This is a genomic window from Adhaeribacter radiodurans (assembly GCF_014075995.1).
GTDB lineage: Bacteria > Bacteroidota > Bacteroidia > Cytophagales > Hymenobacteraceae > Adhaeribacter > Adhaeribacter radiodurans.
In genome coordinates, this window is record NZ_CP055153.1 from 82,313 (window position 1) to 101,910 (window position 19,598).

At 43.1% G+C, this 19,598-nt stretch carries 10 protein-coding genes; 5 read left to right on the forward strand and 5 right to left on the reverse strand.

Features of this window, described 5'->3' with window-relative positions:
* Positions 1 to 57 precede the first annotated feature (57 nt).
* From HUW48_RS01050 to HUW48_RS01070, 5 genes are all read left to right on the forward strand, one after another.
* Positions 58 to 609, forward strand: a complete 552-nt coding sequence (locus HUW48_RS01050) for a cupin domain-containing protein (protein WP_182413908.1) — start codon at positions 58 to 60, stop codon at positions 607 to 609.
* 205 nt (positions 610 to 814) lie between these two features.
* A complete protein-coding gene (locus tag HUW48_RS01055) occupies positions 815 to 1,255 on the forward strand; it encodes a peptidase associated/transthyretin-like domain-containing protein (protein ID WP_182413909.1) in 441 nt (146 codons plus the stop codon).
* 125 nt (positions 1,256 to 1,380) lie between these two features.
* Positions 1,381 to 1,572 carry a hypothetical protein gene (locus HUW48_RS01060; protein WP_182413910.1) on the forward strand — a complete coding sequence of 64 codons (192 nt, stop codon included), beginning with the start codon at positions 1,381 to 1,383 and terminating at the stop codon, positions 1,570 to 1,572.
* A 128-nt stretch (positions 1,573 to 1,700) separates the two neighbouring features.
* On the forward strand, positions 1,701 to 5,870 hold the full coding sequence (locus tag HUW48_RS01065; protein ID WP_182413911.1) for a hybrid sensor histidine kinase/response regulator transcription factor: 4,170 nt from the start codon (positions 1,701 to 1,703) through the stop codon (positions 5,868 to 5,870).
* A gap of 669 nt (positions 5,871 to 6,539) precedes the next feature.
* Positions 6,540 to 6,911, forward strand: coding sequence for a hypothetical protein (locus HUW48_RS01070; protein ID WP_182413912.1), 372 nt, complete (start codon positions 6,540 to 6,542; stop codon positions 6,909 to 6,911).
* 276 nt (positions 6,912 to 7,187) lie between these two features.
* Here the strand turns inward: HUW48_RS01070 and HUW48_RS01075 are convergent, their stop codons facing one another.
* The 5 genes from HUW48_RS01075 to HUW48_RS01095 all read right to left on the reverse strand — a co-directional run bounded on the left by HUW48_RS01075 (position 7,188) and on the right by HUW48_RS01095 (position 19,454).
* Complete coding sequence (locus HUW48_RS01075) at positions 7,188 to 9,566, reverse strand: FtsX-like permease family protein (protein WP_182413913.1); 2,379 nt, start codon at positions 9,564 to 9,566, stop codon at positions 7,188 to 7,190.
* 150 nt (positions 9,567 to 9,716) lie between these two features.
* Positions 9,717 to 12,122 carry an ABC transporter permease gene (locus HUW48_RS01080; protein WP_182413914.1) on the reverse strand — a complete coding sequence of 802 codons (2,406 nt, stop codon included), beginning with the start codon at positions 12,120 to 12,122 and terminating at the stop codon, positions 9,717 to 9,719.
* A 46-nt stretch (positions 12,123 to 12,168) separates the two neighbouring features.
* Positions 12,169 to 14,640 (reverse strand): ABC transporter permease, encoded by a 2,472-nt coding sequence (locus tag HUW48_RS01085; RefSeq protein ID WP_182413915.1) that lies wholly within the window; start codon positions 14,638 to 14,640, stop codon positions 12,169 to 12,171.
* A gap of 27 nt (positions 14,641 to 14,667) precedes the next feature.
* Positions 14,668 to 17,025, reverse strand: coding sequence for an ABC transporter permease (locus HUW48_RS01090; protein ID WP_182413916.1), 2,358 nt, complete (start codon positions 17,023 to 17,025; stop codon positions 14,668 to 14,670).
* A gap of 26 nt (positions 17,026 to 17,051) precedes the next feature.
* Positions 17,052 to 19,454 (reverse strand): ABC transporter permease, encoded by a 2,403-nt coding sequence (locus tag HUW48_RS01095; RefSeq protein WP_182413917.1) that lies wholly within the window; start codon positions 19,452 to 19,454, stop codon positions 17,052 to 17,054.
* Positions 19,455 to 19,598: the final 144 nt, after the last annotated feature.

A 19,598-nucleotide genomic window follows, 5' to 3' on the forward strand; every position in this document is an offset into this window, starting at 1 on the left:
ATCTATAAAGTAATTTATCAGTCTTTATTTACCCCAATTAATTAACCCAATACCAACATGGCCTATCCAAATAAAACTATTCGTCATCCAAAAACAGGGCAGGAAATTCAGTTTCTGTTAACTGCCAAAGAAACTAACGGACAACTGCTGCACATGCAAACCACTTACCAGGCACACTCCACAGAACCTCCGGCTCATTATCACCCTAACCAGGAAGAAGATTTTAGGGTACTGGAAGGAGAAATAAAAGTAAGAATAAACGGCCAAGTTAAACTTTTAAAACAAGGCGAGGCACTGCATATTCCGCGAAACACCATTCATACTATGTGGAATGCGACGGAACGTCCCGCCGTAGTAGATTGGCAAGTACGCCCGGCCCTTAATACCGATCATTTTTTCGAAACCCATATGGGGCTGGCTAATGAAGGCAAAACCAACGAAGCAGGTATACCCAATATCTGGCAAATAGCCTTAATAGCCCGTTATTTCGCAGATGTTTTTCGGTTAGCAAAACCTTCGTTTATGGTACAGCGCGTGTTATTTGCATTGCTTACGCCCATTGCCTATTTGCTTGGGTACCGGCCTACGTATAAAAAGTATCTGGATTGATAGTTTATTCAGATGATTTCGCGAAAATAGCGTTAGGAGCCGGGTGTTTGAACCTGGCTTTTGTTTTCATAAAATTTTGCCTAACAAGTATTTGGGCTGAAAATGAGTAGTACTGCTTAGTAATATGAGTGCTATTTCTTATTTATTTCGGGTAGGAGAGGGAGTAGTTTTGCAGGAACTTAGTTAACGAAAAATAAACCCTGCCGTGAAAAAATTACTTGTTCTACTTTTGGCCGCCGGATTATTTAGTTATACCAGTTGTACCGAAAAAGATGATCCCCAACCCCAGTTAAACGATACTTCACAGCCGCAAAAAGGATATGTAATTGGGAAAGCAATAGATACTAAAGGTAAGCCATTAGCTAATGCAGCTATTGTGGTGAATAATAGCCAGTTTTATAACCATAATATTCTGGGAACCACCGATGCCAACGGCACCTACAAAATAGCTTTAACACCGGGTTCCTGGTACGTGCGGGGTACAGTGGTAATTCCGTTTGATAGTAAAACGTACATTCTGGATCTACAACCCGAAACCGAAGGTGCTTTTGCCGGAACAGAAGGTGCCATACGCAACCTGCACTTAAAAATTTCAGGAGCAAAAACACCGGAATTTGGCATGGGCGGTTACTACGGGGCAGCGTAGAAATTTATGCTTCTGGCGGCGAGTTTTTCGATTCGGATGGGGTAGAATTAACTTTAGAACCGGTTGGTGTTTTACTGGATGGTAGTACCGGTAACAAGATTATTCAAAATCCCGAGGGTAACATTTTGTACGATGCTCCTTTAGGTAAATATAAAATCTCGGCCCGATATGTACCAGAAAACCGGCCTTTGCAAATTCGCCTTCGCAATAAAGGACAAAATTTTGCTACCTCGGTAACTTCCAGTTTTGACCCGGCTTACCCAGGAGCTACCGGCAGCTACAGCCTGGCAGTAGAGGTACAACCAGATTCCTTTTGATTTTTAACATTCTGCAGTAAGATTGTCTTTTAACTATAAAGTTTTAAAGATAATCTTGCTTTATTTTGCTGCTTAGGCGATTGCTATTTCTGTTTTTTAGCTATCTTGTATACTACTAACCCGTATGTATGCAGCCTAAAAAGTGCCGGATGGAAAGTTCGCGGCAGGTAATCCTGATTTTATTATTCTTATTTTTTTTATCCGGTCAGGCGGCCGGCTTGCCTTTCGGTTATTTTTATACTTCACCTGGTAGCAATTTTCAAGGGCTACCCTTTATTCAGAACTTTAATCCCAAAGAATACCTGCACTTAACGCCCAGTTTCGAGCATTCTACCATTTTACAGGATAACCGGGGGGTAATGCTGATCGGGAGCCACGGGGGCATATTGCAGTACAATGGTACTACCTGGCAGTTTATTCAAATTCCGGGCAGCAACATGGTGTGGGGATTAGGAAAAGATAAGTCGGGACGCATTTACGTAGGCGCTTCGGATAACTTGGGCTATTTAGCGCCCGACGTAAATGGTAAAATCCGGTTTGTTTCCTTATTGTCTAAATTACCAAAAAATATGCGGACGTTAGGAGATGTTTGGGATGCTTTGGTTACTCCCGAAGGGGTTTATTTTAAATCTAACCAGTATCTTTTGCGTTGGCACCAAGGCAAATTTAAAGTATGGCAAGCAGAAACGGCTTTTGGTCTATTACAATGGCTTAATAATAAATTACACGTTCAGGTAGCAGATAAAGGCCTTTTTGTGCTGCAAAATAATGCACTCCAGCTTTTTTCCGACGATACCTTTTTTACAGAAGGCCGGCTTCAGTTTTTGTTGCCGCTAAAAGATAAACGCTGGCTGGTAGCTAACTCAAATAGCGGCCTTGCCTATTTTACTGGGAAAACTATTGTTCCGGTACAAGGGGCAGCAGCCATTTACTTACGCAATAATGTGCTGTTCCAGGGTAAATTATTGCCGGATAGTAATGTGGCTATTACAACTTTAAAAGGTGGCGTCGTTATTTTAGATCAGGCCGCAAATATTAAAACTATTGTTAACCAGGAGAGTGGTTTGGTAACCAACACCACGTATAGTTTAGGCACCGACGACCAGGGCGGTTTGTGGATTAGCCTGGAGAAAGGATTAAGCCGAATAAGGTTAAATTCTCCATTTTCGTACTTTAACGAGCGCGTAGGTTTGCAAAGACAGACCTACGCCGTATGCGAACACCAGGGGCAGTTATTTGCCGGTACCACGGCGGGCTTATTTCAACTCACCGAAAAATTGCCTTTAAATCCCTCAGCCAGTTTCCGCAACGTGGCCGGATTTACTTCCAGCATCTGGAGTCTTCAATCAATAGGTATATCTTTGTTGATTGGCAGCGAAGAGGGTTTGTTTGAGTGGCGCAACGGCAAAATTACTGCCTTACCCATTACCGTTGCACCCTGGGATAATTATTGCCGGGATATTCAACCCAGTAAATACGATTCTACGGTTGTATTTATTGCTTCTAAGAACGTATACGCTTTCCGGCGGGTAGGCAATCAATGGAGAAACGAAGGCGCACTACCAGGGTTACCAGATAATATTTCGCAGTTAATTGAGTCGCCTATCGGTGATTTGTGGCTACCCACCCGTGCAGGCATTACCCGGGTTCAATTTCCGGAAGCAAAACTTAAAAATGGCCAAGCTTTTACTAAAAATACGGTTATTAACCGGTATGGTCCGGCTCAAGGTGTTCCGGCAGGCATTACCAACCTATATTATGTAGGTCAAGACTTAATTGCCCAGATAGGGGAGGGTAACTACCAATTATTCCGGTTCCGGGAAGACCGCAATGTGTTTGAGCCCTTAAAAGCTTACGAAACCCAGTTTAACTTACCCCGTCAGCAAGTACAACCAGCCACAGAATATTCCGATGGCGGGCAAGTGTGGCTATGGACAAAAAAGTACGAAGATCAGCGTTGGCAATTGCAGTTAGCCCGAAAACAACCTAACGGAACTTACACCACCCAATCTTTTGATTTTAGTGGCAGCTCGTACCCTTTAAAACAATTTGTTTACCAGCAAGCGGCTAAGGCAGTTTGGTTTAGCGGAGTAGATGGGTTGGTGCGTTTTGAGTGGCCAGCTGCCGAGGAGAAAAGCCCATCGTTTTTTACCTTGCTCCGCCGCGTTGTTTTACCATCTGGTTCGGTTCTTTACTCCAATAATCAACAACAGGTGCAATTGCCTTTTCGGGAAAATTCGTTGCATTTGGAGCTGGCAGCACCCAGCTATAATGGCGCCGAAAATAATAAATTTCAATTTTGGTTGGAAGGCTACGATAAAAACTGGTCGGCCTGGACCAAAGAATCGGTTAAAGAATATACCCGTTTGCCAGAAGGCACTTATACCTTTCACGCCCGGGCTGTAAACGCGCAAGGCCACTTAGGTAGACCTGTGTCGTATACTTTTACTATTTTGCCGCCGTGGCCCCGCACCTGGTTTATGTATGGGCTGTATCTGTTGGGTGCGGGTATTTTATTTTGGTTGTTGGTGCGGTGGCGTTCGGCGAAATTAAAAGCGGAGAAAGAGCAATTAGAAAAATTAGTAGCCCAGCGTACTCAGGAAGTAGCGCTTAAAAACGAACAGCTACGTCAACAGGCCGAGGAACTTGCCGCACAAACCGAAAAGCTCCAGGAACTGGACCAAGTAAAATCCCATTTTTTTGCCAATATTTCGCACGAGTTCCGGACGCCGCTCACTCTTATCTTAAATAATGTACTGGATAAACTATCCGGCACAACTTCAAATTCAGAACAAACGCTGGTTCCGGTAAAAGTATCGGAGCTGAAAGTAATGTCGCGTAATGCCCGGCGATTGCTGCAACTTATTAATCAATTGTTGGATTTATCTAAAATAGAATCGGGACAATTGCTTTTGGAACAACAAACCGGGGATTTTAAGCAGCTACTAAAAGTAATATATTCGTCGTTCTCCTCTTTAGCCGATTACCAGCACATAAAGTTCGAACTCCAATTGCCTGATGAACCATTGGTTTGCCGGTACGACGAAGATAAGGTAGAGAAAATACTGTATAATTTATTATCCAATGCCTTTAAATTTACGCCGAATGGCGGGAAAGTATTTTTAAAAACCGAACTTCTTCCGGTTACAAATAGTACAGCGACTTCAGTAATCCAAATTACAGTGCAAGACAGTGGCCCGGGTTTAAATCCGGAGCAATTAAATAAAGTGTTTGAACGGTTTTACCAGGGTCAGCAATATTACGCCGATGCCCAGGGTACGGGTATTGGGCTGGCGTTAGCTAAAGAACTAACAGAGCTGCAGCAAGGCCGGATATGGGCCGAAAGTGAACCGGGCAAAGGAGCAGCTTTTATCGTGCAGCTACCGTTTATCTCTACTAATGAAGAAGTCTTATCAAACAATAAAGGAACCTTACAAAAAGAAGTATTTTCTGATTTATCTGCCCTTCCCGAAAAAATTACTTCCTTGCCAGAAGTTAGCAAATCGCCCGTAACTTCTAACAGTTCGGAGGAATTGCCACTTATATTGGTAGTGGAAGATAACGATGATTTACGGGCGTATATCTGCGCGCACCTGGAAGGAAGTTACCGGGTAGTAGAAAGTATTAACGGAGTGCAGGGCTTAACTGTAGCGCAGGAAACTATTCCTGACTTGATTATCACAGACTGGATGATGCCGGAGATGGACGGTATTGCTTTATGCGGACAGCTGAAAACAGATATGCGCACCAGTCATATCCCGGTAATAATGCTTACAGCTCTGACAACTGCAGCGGCGAAAGTAAAAGGCCTGGAAACTGGTGCCGACGATTACCTGACTAAACCGTTTGACTCCAAGGAGCTGGTAGTTCGAATTGCTAATTTAGTTGAAAACCGCCGCAAATTACGCGAGTATTTTAGCCGGGAAATCCGGCTGGAACCCACTAAAATGGTAGTAAGCTCCGTAGATGAGAAGTTCTTGCAGCAGGTAATGCGAGTAGTAGAAGAACGGCTCAGCGATTCTGAATTTAGCGTAGATGAGTTTAGCCGCGAAATTGGTTTAAGCCGGGTGCATTTACACCGCAAACTTAAGGCGCTTACCGGCCAATCACCCAGTGATTTTATTCGGATGATGCGTTTAAAGCAAGCCGCCCAACTGCTCGAAGCCCGTGCCGGTAACATTGCCGAAATAGCCTACCAGGTTGGTTTTAATAATTTGTCTTACTTCTCCAAATGCTTTCGGGAGCAGTTTGGCGTTCTCCCAAACGAGTACATCGCTCGCCAACCTGCCAATTCCTAATAAGGTTTTAAAACTAATTTGAGATTATAAAAACTTACGGTTATTGGTTTGTCGTTGGAGCTGGTTACCCACTTCCTGCTGCGGTGCTAACTAGTTTGAATCGTAATCTACTTGCCTCATTTAAAGTCTTTCCCTTCGGGACCTCCCCTAAGAACAGGAAGGAGAGGCAGCTATTACTTTCTCATCCTTCCGCAGGCGGAGTCGAGGAAAGGAAGCTTAGACCCGCCCGAGAGAGCCAAACGAGGCCTGCCGGCCATGAGGCAAATGGGTAACGGTGCAAACCGCATCAGCACTGCTTAAAGAAGATTTGAAAGATCTTCTATGTAATAACTTTATAACTTTCCTTGTAATTACTCACCAGAAAGGCTTCTTATTACCACAGGTTACCCCTGTGTTATAAAATGTAACCTGCCTGTTAAAGCACTTCTAAGCTTTGGAGGAGCTATTTTATTAATGTTACCTGCCTGTTATAAGTTGTAACTACGCTGTTAGACAAATGGTGGCAGGTAATTGTACTTTTGCTCAGCACCAGGATATAAAAAAATCTACTCAGAGTAATAGGAATGTAGCGGGCAATAGAAGAAAAATTCTAAAAAGAAAGCCATCCAAATACAACCAAATAACAACTAAACATTTAAACCTAAACCCAACCACTAAAATTATTGCATTATGAAAATTAAAATTCTATCCCTCTCTTTCGCTTGTGTTGTAACGCAACTTTTTGCCGGTAATACTTCGCAAACTACCGAAGTTAGTTTAGTAGGAAAATGGAACAATTCCGGATTGATCTGGTCGTTAAATGCTGACCATACTTTCAAGTTTTTAAACGGAGATTCCTCTATTTCCGGGAAATATACCGTGGAACGCAACCAGATAACTATTGTGGATGAAGCTGCTACCGGCTTTGCCCAAACCTGTGGCTCGGATAAGAAAGGAATTTACGAATTCAGGATAGATGGTAAAACCCTGACTATTACAGAAGTGAAAGATACCTGCACTGACAGAATAGGCGAAGTAATTGGAACTTATAACCTCCAGTAGTTAATTAATTTTAAAATAGGTTAGCTATTGTTTTATATACCCCAACAACCTAAATGCTTTCTTATCTCAACTCCAATAATTAATCCTCTTTTAAATCTTTAATTTCTAACAAGCCGTGTTTAATGTTGAAAAACATGGCATTAATAGGCGAAAAGGTAAAAAACAGAAGCGGGCTCTCACGTCCGCTTCTGTTTTTATACTTCAGAAATTATAGCAAATCAAAGGAATAGTAGCGTATAATTTAAATATCTCGATAAGCCTGGATAAATGTTTTGATTACTCTTCTTTCAGGCAATGTACCGGGTTAATTTTAGCAGCTCGGGCGGCTTGCAGGCCCACCGTCAGCCAAGCCACTACCAAGGCTAATAAACCAGCTACGCCAAAGTACCAGGGGTTTAATTCAATCTGGTAAGCAAAACTATTCAGCCAGTGTTTTACAAGTAAGTAACTTAGCGGTAAGGCCAGACAAATAGCGATAATAACCAGTTTAGAAAACTCACTGGATAACAGATACACGATACTAAACTCACTAGCCCCTAAAACTTTGCGTACACCAATTTCTTTACGCCGGCGTTCGGCGGTAAAAGCCGCTAAACCAAATAAACCCAGACAGGAAATTAAAATAGCCAAACCGGCAAAGTACCGCGATAGAGCCGCTACCCGTTGTTCGGCTACGTACTGGGCCTGGTAATCGGCATCGAGAAATTGGTAATCGAAAACAAAGCCGGGGTTAAATTCTTTGTAAAATTGCTGCAAGCGGGCCAATGTTTCTTTCTCCTGACCCGCAGCTACTTTAGCCAGAACAACGGTGGCTAACTCGGGTTCTAAAGTAAACAGCAAAGGTTCTACTTTTTCGTGCAACGATTTATAATGAAAATCTTTTACGACGCCAATAATTTCAAATTCCATTCCGTTCGGACCTTTTACTATTTTGCCAACGGGTTCCGGTAAACTCAAAGCCTTCACGAAAGCTTCATTTACTACTCTCTTTTTTGTATCCGCGCCAAAATCCCGCGAAAAAGTGCGGCCAGCCACTACCGGAATACCCAACGTTTCTATCAGGCCGTAATTTACCCGGATGTTATGAACAGGAATTTGTTTGCCGTCTAAAGTAATCGGGGTATTTTCGGCAGCAGCCCCAAACCCGCCAATAAATTTGTCAATCTTGCCGGAGGCGTTTACCACGCCCGGTATTTTCTTAATTTCCGATAGAAAAGTTTTTACGTTAGCGGTTACTTTTCCTTCTATCTCGAACGTAATAATCTGATCTTTGTCGTAGCCCAGGTTTTTATTTTGTACATACTGAATTTGCCGGTACACCACCAGCACCGATACAATAAAAATAATAGATAAGGCAAACTGAAACACTACCAAGCCTTTACGGGCCCATACCTCGTTGCCCGAACGGTTGAGTTTTCCTTTAAGAATAGCCACCGGATTAAAACCCGACAGATACAAGGCCGGGTAACTGCCCGCGATAATTCCGGTGATGAACGTAATACCAAGCACCGATAAAATTAGATTACCATCGAAATGCAACGCCAACTGTTTGCCGGTAATCTGGTTAAACTGCGGCAGAAAAAGCACCACCAGCACAATAGCCAGCACCAGGGACAAACTGGTGAGCAGCAAAGCTTCGCCTAAATACTGAGAAATTAAAATTTTACGGCTGGCGCCCAGCGTTTTCTGGATACCTACTTCTTTTAAACGGCGCGAAGCTCTGGCCGTAGCTAAATTCATAAAATTAATGCAGGCAATTACCAGAATAAACACCGCAATTAACGAAAACAGCTTTACATACTCCAGGCGCGTAGGAACGGGTACGCCATTTTCGTATTTACCATATAAATAGTGGCGGGAATAAGGCTCCAGAAATAAGGTGCGGTGCTGCGCTTTGCTGCTTTTATTTTTTAAAAAATTGGCAATTTTCTGGTTAAACAATTCCAGGTTAGTGCCTTTTTTTAAAACGACGTAAGTGTAAAAAGGCTCCGGCATGTCCCAGTTTACGCCCATGTTCATTACATCTTTCTCAAAAGCCTCAAAGTTTAAAATAAAGTCAAATTCTTCGGATGAATTAGCCGGAATGCCTTTAAAAATGCCCGAAATAAAAACCGTTTTCTTCACGCCCATGGTTTCCCATTCCACCGGTTTTCCCAGCACATTTTTAGTAGTACCGAATAGCCTTTGCGCCATAGCTTCCGAAATAACCAAAGCATTTTTATCAATTAAAACCTGGTTTTTATCGCCTTGAGTAAGCGGAAAAGAAAACATTTTAAAATAATCTTTCCCCACGAATTTGCCGGTAGCCCGAATGTTATTACCCTTATAATTTAAAGTAAACTTTGGAAAAAAAGCCGGGGGAGTAACCGTAGCGGCGTATTCTACTTCCGGCATTTCGGCCGCTAAGGCGGTGGCTAATTGGTGCGGCGTTTCGGGTTTAGTAGTTATGCCGTTGGCATCACGCCAGTTTTCCATTACCCGGAAAAGCTGTTTGTCCTGCTCGTGAAATTTATCAAAATGCCACTCATCGTACACCCACAAATAAATAGCCAGCGCACAAGCCAACCCCGAAGACAACCCAATTAAATTAATTAAGAAAGTACCTTTAAACCGGAGGAAATGGCGGTAAATAAGAAGGAAGGTATGCCGGATCATACGCGTAGGGTTTACAGTTGATGAGAATAGTATGGACAGAAGTAATCTAAATTAAAGGAGCAACAACACGCCGATTTTCCATAAAGAATAAAAAGAAAAACTTAGAATTTTCCTGATAATACTACTTCATCTATTTGTTCTTCAGTCAGCTTACTCGCTCCGTAATGCATCTACTGGGTTAGCCACGGCTGCTTTAATGGCTTGAAAGCTTATCGTGATTAAGGCAATAGCTAAGGAGCCAACTCCGGCTACCGCAAATACCCACCAGCCCATATTAATCCGATAGGCAAAATTCTGTAACCAGGCATGCATGCAGTACCAGGCAACCGGCGAAGCCAGGAAAATGGCCACCAGTACTAATTTTACAAAGTCTTTCGATAAAAGAAAAGCAATTTGATTAATACTGGCTCCTAATACTTTCCGGATACCTATTTCTTTCCGGCGGCGTTCGGCGGCGTAAGCGGCTAAACCAAACAAGCCCAAACAAGAAACAAAAACGGTAATAGCGGTAAAAATCCCGAGAAGGGATTTCAGGTTATCTTCGGCTTTATACATGGTGGCAAAGCTTTGGTCCAGAAAAGTATATTCCAGTGGATAATCCGGTGCGAATTGGTCCCAGACTTCTTTTACCTGGTTAACGGTTGCGCCGATATCCGTTGATTTGAGTTTTACGGCTACCTTCCAGTAAGCTTGCGGATAAATATGCAAAACGGCTGGCTCTACTTTATCATACAAACTTTTGTAATGAAAGTCTTTTACCACTCCAATAATTTGTCCTTTTTTAATCAGGTCGGGTTTTCGCCAGGTAGGCCATAGCAATGTATGGCCCAAGGCTTGTTCGGGAGTGGTAAAGCCTAATTCTTTAGCTGCGGTTTCGTTAATAATGTAAGCGGCGGAAGTATCCGTTTTATACTCCCTGGAAAAATCCCGGCCAGCCAATAACTGCAAACCTAAAGTTTTAATATAATCATAATCTACCATTACCTGCGTAGCTTTTAACGATTTTTGCTCCCCCTGCACAGGTACTGTTATAATGCCATCACCAAACATATCACCCGGAAAACCATAACCTACCGATGCAGCCGCTACTCCCGGTACTTGCAATAACTCATTTTTAAAGGTTTCGTAGTTGTTGGTCAGGTTATCGCCCCGCATCGGGAAAAACATGATTTCTTCTTTATTAAAACCTAGGTCTTTCTGGTGGAGGTAATTTATTTGGGTGATGACCACCAAGGCACTAATAATTAGTAAAACCGATAAAGTAAATTGTACTACTACCAACCCGTGCCGCAGCCACGGAATCTTACCCGGCCCAACATCTGCCAAAGCAACTCCTTTTAAAACTTTTAACGGCTGAAAACCTGATAAAACCAAGGCCGGGTAAAAGCCCGCTAAAAGCCCTACCACCAATGTTAAACCCAACCAAAAAAGCAGTGTAAACGGATTACTGACGGGGTGAAACGAGATTTGTTTAGCCGTAAAATTATTTAGCCAGGGAAGGGCCAGGTAAGTAAAAGCAAGGGAAATAGCTACGCTAATAAAGGTAAGCAGCAAAGTTTCACCAATAAATTGCGCAATTAGTTGTGAACGGCTAGCTCCAATGGTTTTACGCACGCCTACCTCTTTTGCCCGCTGCAGCGATTTAGCCGTAGCCAGATTAATAAAATTAAAGCAGGCAATTAGTAAAATAAAAACGGCAATCAGGCTTAAAGCACGCACGTACGTTATATTGCCCCTTACGGCTATATCATATTTAAATGCGGCGGAATATAAATGAATTTGAGGCAGAGGTTGTAAAAGAGGCAGATATGTGGTACGCTTATCTTTAATGAAGGCGCGGGTATAATCCTGAAATTTGCGTTCTAAGATCGAGCTATTCACTTCCCTTTTAAGTTTTACATAGTTATGGAAGGAATACCAATCCCAGCTTTTCAACTGTTCGTCGGATAAGCCCGTTGCTGCTAAAGGTAGTATATATGTAACTGGTAAATGAAATTTTGGATTGTTCTGAAACACTCCCGTTACCCGGAATAAATCTTTGTCTAGTCGAATTTCCTTGCCGATTGCATTTTCAGAACCAAAGTATTTCTGTGCCATAGACTGGGAAATAACAATGGCATTAGGGGTAACCAAAGCCTTATCAGCCGAACCGTATTTAAAAGAAAGTGGAAAGAAATTGAAAAAAGTAGGCTCCGCGAATATTCCCCCTTCTTCGTACAGTTCTTTACTATCCGTTTGAAAGAGAACTTTAGAAGGAATATTTAATATACGAAGGGTTTGTTCTACTTCCGGAAAATTCTGCTGCAAGGCAGTTGTAAACATAGGTGGCGTGGTAGCAATATTGCTCACACCCTCGTTATTGGTTATTTTATAATAAAGGCGGTATACTCGTTCCCCTTCCGGAATAAAGTTGTCAAATTGCTTTTCGTCACGCACAAATAAACCAATCAGTAAACACGCCGTCAGGCCCAGCGTTAATCCGGCAATATTAATAAACGAAAATCCTTTGTTTTTCAAGAGATGCCGCAGCGCTACTTTTAAATAGTTGTAAAACATAATGGTAGTTGCTTTTAGATGAGGGTCTCAATAAAAATTTTATTTATTACTCATTTCGCAAGGCTTCTACTGGGTTAGCTATTGCCGCTTTTATCGCCTGAAAACTAACCGTAAGCAACGCCAATCCCAACACCAGTAAAGTGGGCACCACAAACAGCCAGGCGCTTATCGGAATGCGGAAAGAATAGTTTTGCAGCCAGGTTTGCATGCCCCAATACGCCAATGGCCAGGCCAGCACATTCGCCACTAACACTAGTTTTAAAAAATCACGGGATAGCAGGGATACAATGTTGGCCACCGAAGCGCCCAGTACTTTGCGGACACCAATTTCTTTGGTGCGCTGCGTAATAGTAAACAGGCACAAACCAAATAAACCTAAACAAGCCACAAAAATGGCTAACCCCGTAAATAAACCAAAAATGTATCCGAATTGCTGGTCGGTTTGGTATTGTTGGTTAAAAAACTCATCCAGAAAGAAATGCTCAAACGGACTATCTGGGAATAAACTCCGGTAAGTGTTTTCAATTTGCGCTATAGTATGGCTTAAATCAGAAGAATTTACTTTTAAGGCGTAATGTGTAATAGAGCTCGCATCTTCCGAAATTAAAAAAATAAGCGGGGTGTACGCTTCTTTCAGAGAACGCTGGTGAAAATCGCGTAAAACTCCAACTACTTCGTTTTTAAAGTTTTTACCGCTTCCATTCCGCATAAAAAGTGTCTGCCCGATTGCTTTTTCCGGGCTGGCAAATCCACAGGCCCGTACCGCCGCTTCGTTCAGCATAATGGGTGCTACTTCCCGGGCAGTCATTTGTTTGGCTTTTTCCGACGAAATTTTATCTCCGGCAATCACGGTTAAGTTAAACTGGTCGATAAATTCTGGCCCAACGGCCATAGTGGGGCGGTTTACTGCTGCACTGTTGGGGGCATTGGCATTACTAAAATAACGGGGTGCCCAATCAATAGCTATGCCTGGTACGTTAGAGGTAAGCGTAACGCCACTTATGCCGGGGTAGCGACTTATTTCTGTTTTAAAAATGCTGCTTTTTTGGTAAAAAGCTAGTTCTTGTTCCAGCGTTTCCCGCCGGGCTTGCGGCGCAGCAATTATTAAGGTTTGGGTAATATCAATACCTAAATCTTTGCTGCGCATGTACTGTAATTGCCGGTAAACCGTAAAGGTGCCCGTCATTAAACTAACAGAAGCCACAAACTGAAAAACAACTAATGATTGCCGGAGTGTTATTCCCTGCTTTAACTGACCGAGTTTGCCTTTAAGGACTTGCACTGGCTGGTAAGCCGAAAGAACCAGCGCCGGATAAAGTCCGGAAAGCAAAGCGCCAACTGTTAAAATTCCTAAAAATGCTCCTCCAAATAAGTATGGATGTTCTAGTGAAAAGGATGAAGGAATACCTACTACTTGGCTAAACCAAGGCCAACCTACTTGAACCAGCGCCAAAGCAAATGCGGCACTCAACAAATTAAGTAAAAACGATTCCAGAAAAAACTGGCGGATTAAGTGGCTCCGCTGCGAACCTAAAACTTTCCGGATTCCTACTTCTTTTGCTCTTTCGGTAGCCTGAGCGGTTGCCAGATTAATATAATTTACATAAGCAATAAGCAAGATAAATCCCGCAATAACAGTTAAGAACCAAATTGTTTTGCCATTGCCGCTTCCAGGCACTTCGTCGGCTAGGTTAGAATATAAGTGAATACTGGTTAAAGGCTGTAAAGAAAGAATTTGTTTGTTTCCCTGATTTCCGGTTTGGTTACCTGGGTATTTCTGCATAAACCGATGCAACTGCGTTTCCAACGCATTCACGTTTGTTTTGGGAGCTATTAAAACGTAAGTGTACCCCGCCCAGGTATGCGGCCCGCCTTCCTGCCCGGTAACGTGGCGTGAAACCAGAAATTTAAATTTTAAATGCGAATTAGCCGGCACGTCGCGGCATATACCCCGTACGGTAACTTTAAAATGATGCCCTTGGTTATGGTTATCGAGCGTAAGCGTTTTGCCCAATGGGTTTTGCTCGCCAAAGTATTTTTTAGCGGTTTGTTCCGTAATAATTACCGTATTGGGCTCATCCAGAGCAGCTGCTGAACCTTTAATAAGTGGAAAAGAAAACAAGCGCAAAAAAGCCGCATCCACAAAAAGTAAATTTGATTCGTTGAAAGCTTGTTGTGGACCATTTGTTCCTACGGTAGATACTACCCCACCAATCCAAGGGGTGGCCCGCGTAACTTCTTTTATTTCGGGAAAGCTTGCTTTTAAGGCGGTCCCAAGTTCGGGCTCTGTTTTGGCGCTCTTTTCGGTTAGTCCTTCCGCCGGGTTTTTCTCCAGTAGTAAGCGGTAAATCTGATTGCTGTTTACATGAAAGCGGTCATAACTCCACTCAAAGCTGGTATACTGCAAAATGAGTAAACAAGCTGCCATGCCCAAGGCCAAACCAAAAAGATTAATCCCCGCTACAAACTTATGACGCCACAGCGTACGAAAGGCTATTTTAAGAGAATGGTAGAACATGACTTACTAATTTAAATAAGAGATTGCTTACTCGCTCCGCAAGGCTTTTACCGGATTTGCCACTGCGGCTTTAACTGCCTGCAAGCTAACCGTACACAGCGCGATAAGTAAAGTAACGGCTCCGACCAAAGCAAATATTCCCCAGTCAAGCTCGGTGCGATAAGCAAAATCCTGTAACCAGCGGTGCATCGCCCATCCGGCCAGCGGCCAGGCAATTACATTAGATAATAACACCAGTTTCAGGAAATCTTTGGAAAGTAGCGTAACAATTAGGCGCACCGAGGCCCCCAAAACTTTGCGAATACCAATTTCTTTGGTGCGCTGCTGCACCGTAAATGTGACCAATCCAAATAAGCCTAAGCACGAAATAAAAATGGCGATAAAAGCAAACCCAGTGGCTAGCTTACTCACCAGCAAATCGCTATGGTACAAGCGTTCAAAGTTTTGGTCCAGAAAATGGTATTCAAACGGCGCTGCCGATTCAAATTTCGGATGCAGTTTTTGCAAGCTGGCAATTGCTTGCTGGGCTTGTCCGGATTTAGTTCGCACATACACCATTCCAGCTTCTTTCGGGCGAAGCGTTATCATAATCGGCATAATAGGATTGTGCAAACTGCTAACATGAAAATTTTGCACCAAGCCAATAATTTTACCTTCCTTGCCTTGAAAGCGCACTTTCTGCCCAATAGGTTGCGATAGGCCCATTGCTTTTAAAGCTTCTTCATTAATAATATAATTTAAACTATCCGTAGAGAAATCCACGGAAAAATTCCGTCCGTCTTTCAGCTTTGCTCCCATGGTGGGCAAAAAATTAGCATCGGCATTAATAATCTGGAAAGAAATTATTTCGTTGGGGTTCTTTCCTTTCCAATCCAGGCTCTGTGAAGTAGTAACTCTCCCTAACAATTCCTGGCTGGATTGAGCCACTTTACCTATGCCTGGTTGAACCAGCAATTCTGTTTTATAAGCTTCAAAATGATTTAAAATACCGCCTGAACCCGGAAAGTAAATCAGGTTTTCCTGGTTTAAGCCTAAATCCTTATTTTTCATGTATTGAATTTGCCGGTGCACGACTACCGTAGAAATAATAAGGCTCGTAGAAAGTACAAATTGAAAGATAACTAATCCCTGACGCAGATAAGCCGTGCCGGAACCAGCCTTAATAATTCCTTTTAATACCTGCACCGAACGAAACGCCGATAAAAAAAAAGCCGGATAACTGCCAGCAAGCAGACTGGTAAATAAGGTTATACTTAGTACTGCCAACAAAAAAGTTGGATGAAGAAAAGGAAGGAAAATGCTTTTTCCGGTAAGCTGATTAAAAAATGGCAAGGTGTACGCAACTATTGCTACTGCAATAACCATCGAAAGCAGGGACAGCAAAAAAGATTCAGTCAGGAATTGACTAACAAGGGAAGTCCGGCTAGCGCCGATTACTTTGCGTACACCCACCTCCTTTGCCCGGTGCGCCGACCGGGCGGTGGCCAAGTTCATGAAATTAATGCAGGCAATTAACAGAATAAAGCCAGCTACTACCGAGAATAAACGCACATACACAATCCGCCCACCTGCTGGCTTGCCATTTTCAAACTTATCATATAAGTAAAATTCTTTTAATGGCTGAAGCATTAAAGTAGAGATAGAACCTTTCGCTTGCGTTTTTACAAAATTTTCTATTTTGCTACTCACGGCATCGGCCTGGGCATTCTCTTTTAGCAACACAAACGTCTGGATAGAACTGGCGCCCCAATCGCGGAGCCAATGATTATGCTGGAATAGCACTTCAAAAGGAAGCACGTAATCAAATTGCAAAGAAGAATTTTTAGGTACATCCTGGAATACGCCCGATACCATAAACTTGTCTTCGTCGCCTATCTGAATTACTTTGCCTAAAGCCTGCGGCACATTCCCGAAGTGTTTTTGGGCGAACGATTGCGAAATAACAATAGCAGAAATACCCTGCAAAACGGTTTTACTATCCCCGGCTATTAAAGGAAAGGAAAACAACTGAAAAAAATTAGGATCAGCAAAGTGGCCTTGTTCTTTAAAAGCTTTGTTGCCTATTTTAAGTATTCGTTCCTGGGCGAAAGAAACCCGCGTGGCATCCACTATTTCAGGGAATTTTTCTTTTAGTGCGGGAGCCAATAAGCCCTGCGTATCCGGGCCAGTTCTCACTTCGCCGTTCGTAAAATTCAGATGGTGCAGCACTACATAGAGCCTATCAATCCGTTTATGAAAGCCATCGAATTGCAGCTCATCTACTACCCACAACAAAATAAGCAAACTGGTGGCCAGACCCAGCGAAAGCCCGGCAATATTCAGGAAAGAGAAGCCTTTTTGCCGTATTAAAGTACGAACAGCGATTTTTAAATAATTATACCACATGACATTATAGTATTAACAAAATTCCTTTACTCGCTGCGCAGCGCATTAACCGGGTTAGCCACGGCTGCTTTAATGGCTTGAAAGCTGATGGTAGCTAAAGAAATCAAAATAGCCAGTGCGCCGCCAATGCCAAAGATCCACCAGGTAATGGAAGTGCGGTACTCAAAGTTTTGTAGCCAGGTTTGCATGCCCCACCAGGCCAGTGGCCAGGCAATCACGTTGGCCAGCAATACTAATTTTAAAAAATCACGGGATAGCAACGATACAATACTGGTTACGGTAGCGCCTAATACTTTGCGCACGCCAATTTCCTTGGTGCGTTGCTGGGCGGTAAAAGCCATTAACCCAAATAAACCCAAACAACTGATAAAAATGGCTACCCCAGCAAAAGCTTTAAACAAGCGCAGCATTTTTTCGTCTTGCGCGTAATATTGGGCTAGTTTATCGTCGACGAATTGGTAATCAAACACCTTTTGTGGGAAAGTTTGCTGCCATTGCTGCTTGATTAAACCGAGCGTTTGTGACATATTCTGGGTGCTGATTTTTAAGCTTAAGGTTTGGTATCTTTCCGTTAGGGTACTCATTACTATGGGCGAGATTTCGTTGTGCAGCGATTGGTTATTAAAATCTTTCACTACGCCCACAATGGGTAAAGCGGGACCACCATAAAAACGAAGTGTTTTACCAATGGCTTGCTCCGGGCTTTGGATACCCACTTTCCGCAGGAATGTTTCGTTTACTACTACTTCCCGCAGTGTATCGGCGGCTTGGTATTTTCGTCCGGCGAGTAATTGCAGGCCATAGGTCCGGAAGTAAGCGGTATCAGCCAGCTTTACCTGCGGTTCCAGGTAAGCCGGTAAGCTTTTATTATCAAACTGTTCAATGCCCCAACTGGAGTTAAAGTCCATATCGGAAGGCAAAGCCCGGCTATAGCTAGCTTGCTGAATTTGCGGATTTTGTAGCAATTGTTCTTTAAAGGTTCGGAATTTTAATTGGCTCAAACTGTCGCTGTCCATGCGCAGAAAAACCAAGGCGTCTTTTTGAAAGCCTAAATCCTGGTTCCGTACAAAATTCATCTGATTTATAACCAGAATAGTCCCGACAATAAGCACTTGTGAAATACTAAATTGCACCACTACCAAAGCCTTGCGCAACGAAACCCCGCCTACGGTTTGCGAAACGCCTTTGCTTTTTAAGGCCAATATTGGCTGGAATCCGGATAATACCAAGGCCGGATAAGTACCGGCGAGTAAGGTAACCAACCCTATAATACCCAACGCAAACAACAGCAATTCCCCGGAAAAAAGCGGCAAAGTTTCGGGTAGTTTTAATAATTGTTTTAACCACGGAAAACTCTGGTAAGCCAGCGCGAGGGCCAGTACCATGGCTACCAAAACCACTAAGCCGGTTTCGGTTAATAACTGCCGGAACAACTGCCAACGGCTGCCGCCCAGTACTTTGCGCACGCCAATTTCTTTCGAACGTTTCGCGGCCAAAGCGGTGGCTAAGTTTATAAAGTTAACGCAGGCCATAATAATAAGAAAAACGCCTATGCCCGTAAATAACCACAAAGTCTGGCGCGAAATATTAGAACCGGTAAAAGAATCGTACTCTTGGTTAAAGTGGATATCCGTTAAGGGTTGAAGCGTAGGAAAAGTAATTTTAGGAGGAGCTACGTTTTTATCGTGCGCAGCAGTGAGCAGTTGTTGAAACCGCTTGGCCGACATGTTTTCCGGCAAGGCCACATAACCCTGAAAATCGCTGTCGATGCCATCCCAGCCTTTTGTTTTTACATAATTCTCCATCGTGGCAAACGATACCAGCACTTTTAAAGGGAAATTGGTATTAGCGGGCGGGTTCTGCAAGATGCCCGATACCTGTAAGGTTTTATCATCTATTTGAATAAACTTACCCACAGCCGTTTGCCAACTACCAAAATATTGCTCCGCTGCTTTTTGAGTAAGCACAGCTTGGTTAGGAGCCGAAAGCGTGGCTTTAGGATTACCCTGTAAAAACGAGAAATTAAAAATTTTAAAAAATTCCGGTTCCAGAAAAAATACACCCACCTCTTCCCGGAACATTTTGGGAGTAGCGTTCTTTTGCTCGTCCAGAACGGTAACCTGGCTGCCGGCGTAATGCGATAACTGCGTTACTTTTACTTCGGGGAAATCGGTGCGCAGCACTTCCGGAAACGGCACGTGCACCCCAGATTGATGGCCAATATGGTCCTCGAACCGCAATTCGGTTACTACCCGGTAAATACGCTCCGGATGCGTATGAAACAAATCAAAACTACTTTCAAACCGCACAAAAACCCAGATGAGTAAGGCACAGGCTAAACCTACGGCCAAACCCACCACGTTGAGCAAGGTATAATACCGGTGACGAAGCAAGTTCCGGATGCCCACGAGAAAGGATGTACTCAGCATATTTTTAATAATTACACATTTACGACTTATTATTCTAATTCAGCTGCCGCTAAAACTGAAACCTATAAGCTTGTATTAACGACTGTTGGGACGGACAATTTTAAAAATTGCCCGTCCTAACATCATCCAACTCGTATTTATTTA

Coding starts and splice junctions, on each gene's coding strand:
- HUW48_RS01080 (WP_182413914.1), bottom strand. CDS start 12,122: ATGTTTTACAACTATTTAAAAGTAGCGCTGCGGCATCTCTTGAAAAAC.
- HUW48_RS01050 (WP_182413908.1), top strand. CDS start 58: ATGGCCTATCCAAATAAAACTATTCGTCATCCAAAAACAGGGCAGGAA.
- HUW48_RS01090 (WP_182413916.1), bottom strand. CDS start 17,025: ATGTGGTATAATTATTTAAAAATCGCTGTTCGTACTTTAATACGGCAA.
- HUW48_RS01070 (WP_182413912.1), top strand. CDS start 6,540: ATGAAAATTAAAATTCTATCCCTCTCTTTCGCTTGTGTTGTAACGCAA.
- HUW48_RS01065 (WP_182413911.1), top strand. CDS start 1,701: ATGCAGCCTAAAAAGTGCCGGATGGAAAGTTCGCGGCAGGTAATCCTG.
- HUW48_RS01085 (WP_182413915.1), bottom strand. CDS start 14,640: ATGTTCTACCATTCTCTTAAAATAGCCTTTCGTACGCTGTGGCGTCAT.
- HUW48_RS01095 (WP_182413917.1), bottom strand. CDS start 19,454: ATGCTGAGTACATCCTTTCTCGTGGGCATCCGGAACTTGCTTCGTCAC.
- HUW48_RS01075 (WP_182413913.1), bottom strand. CDS start 9,566: ATGATCCGGCATACCTTCCTTCTTATTTACCGCCATTTCCTCCGGTTT.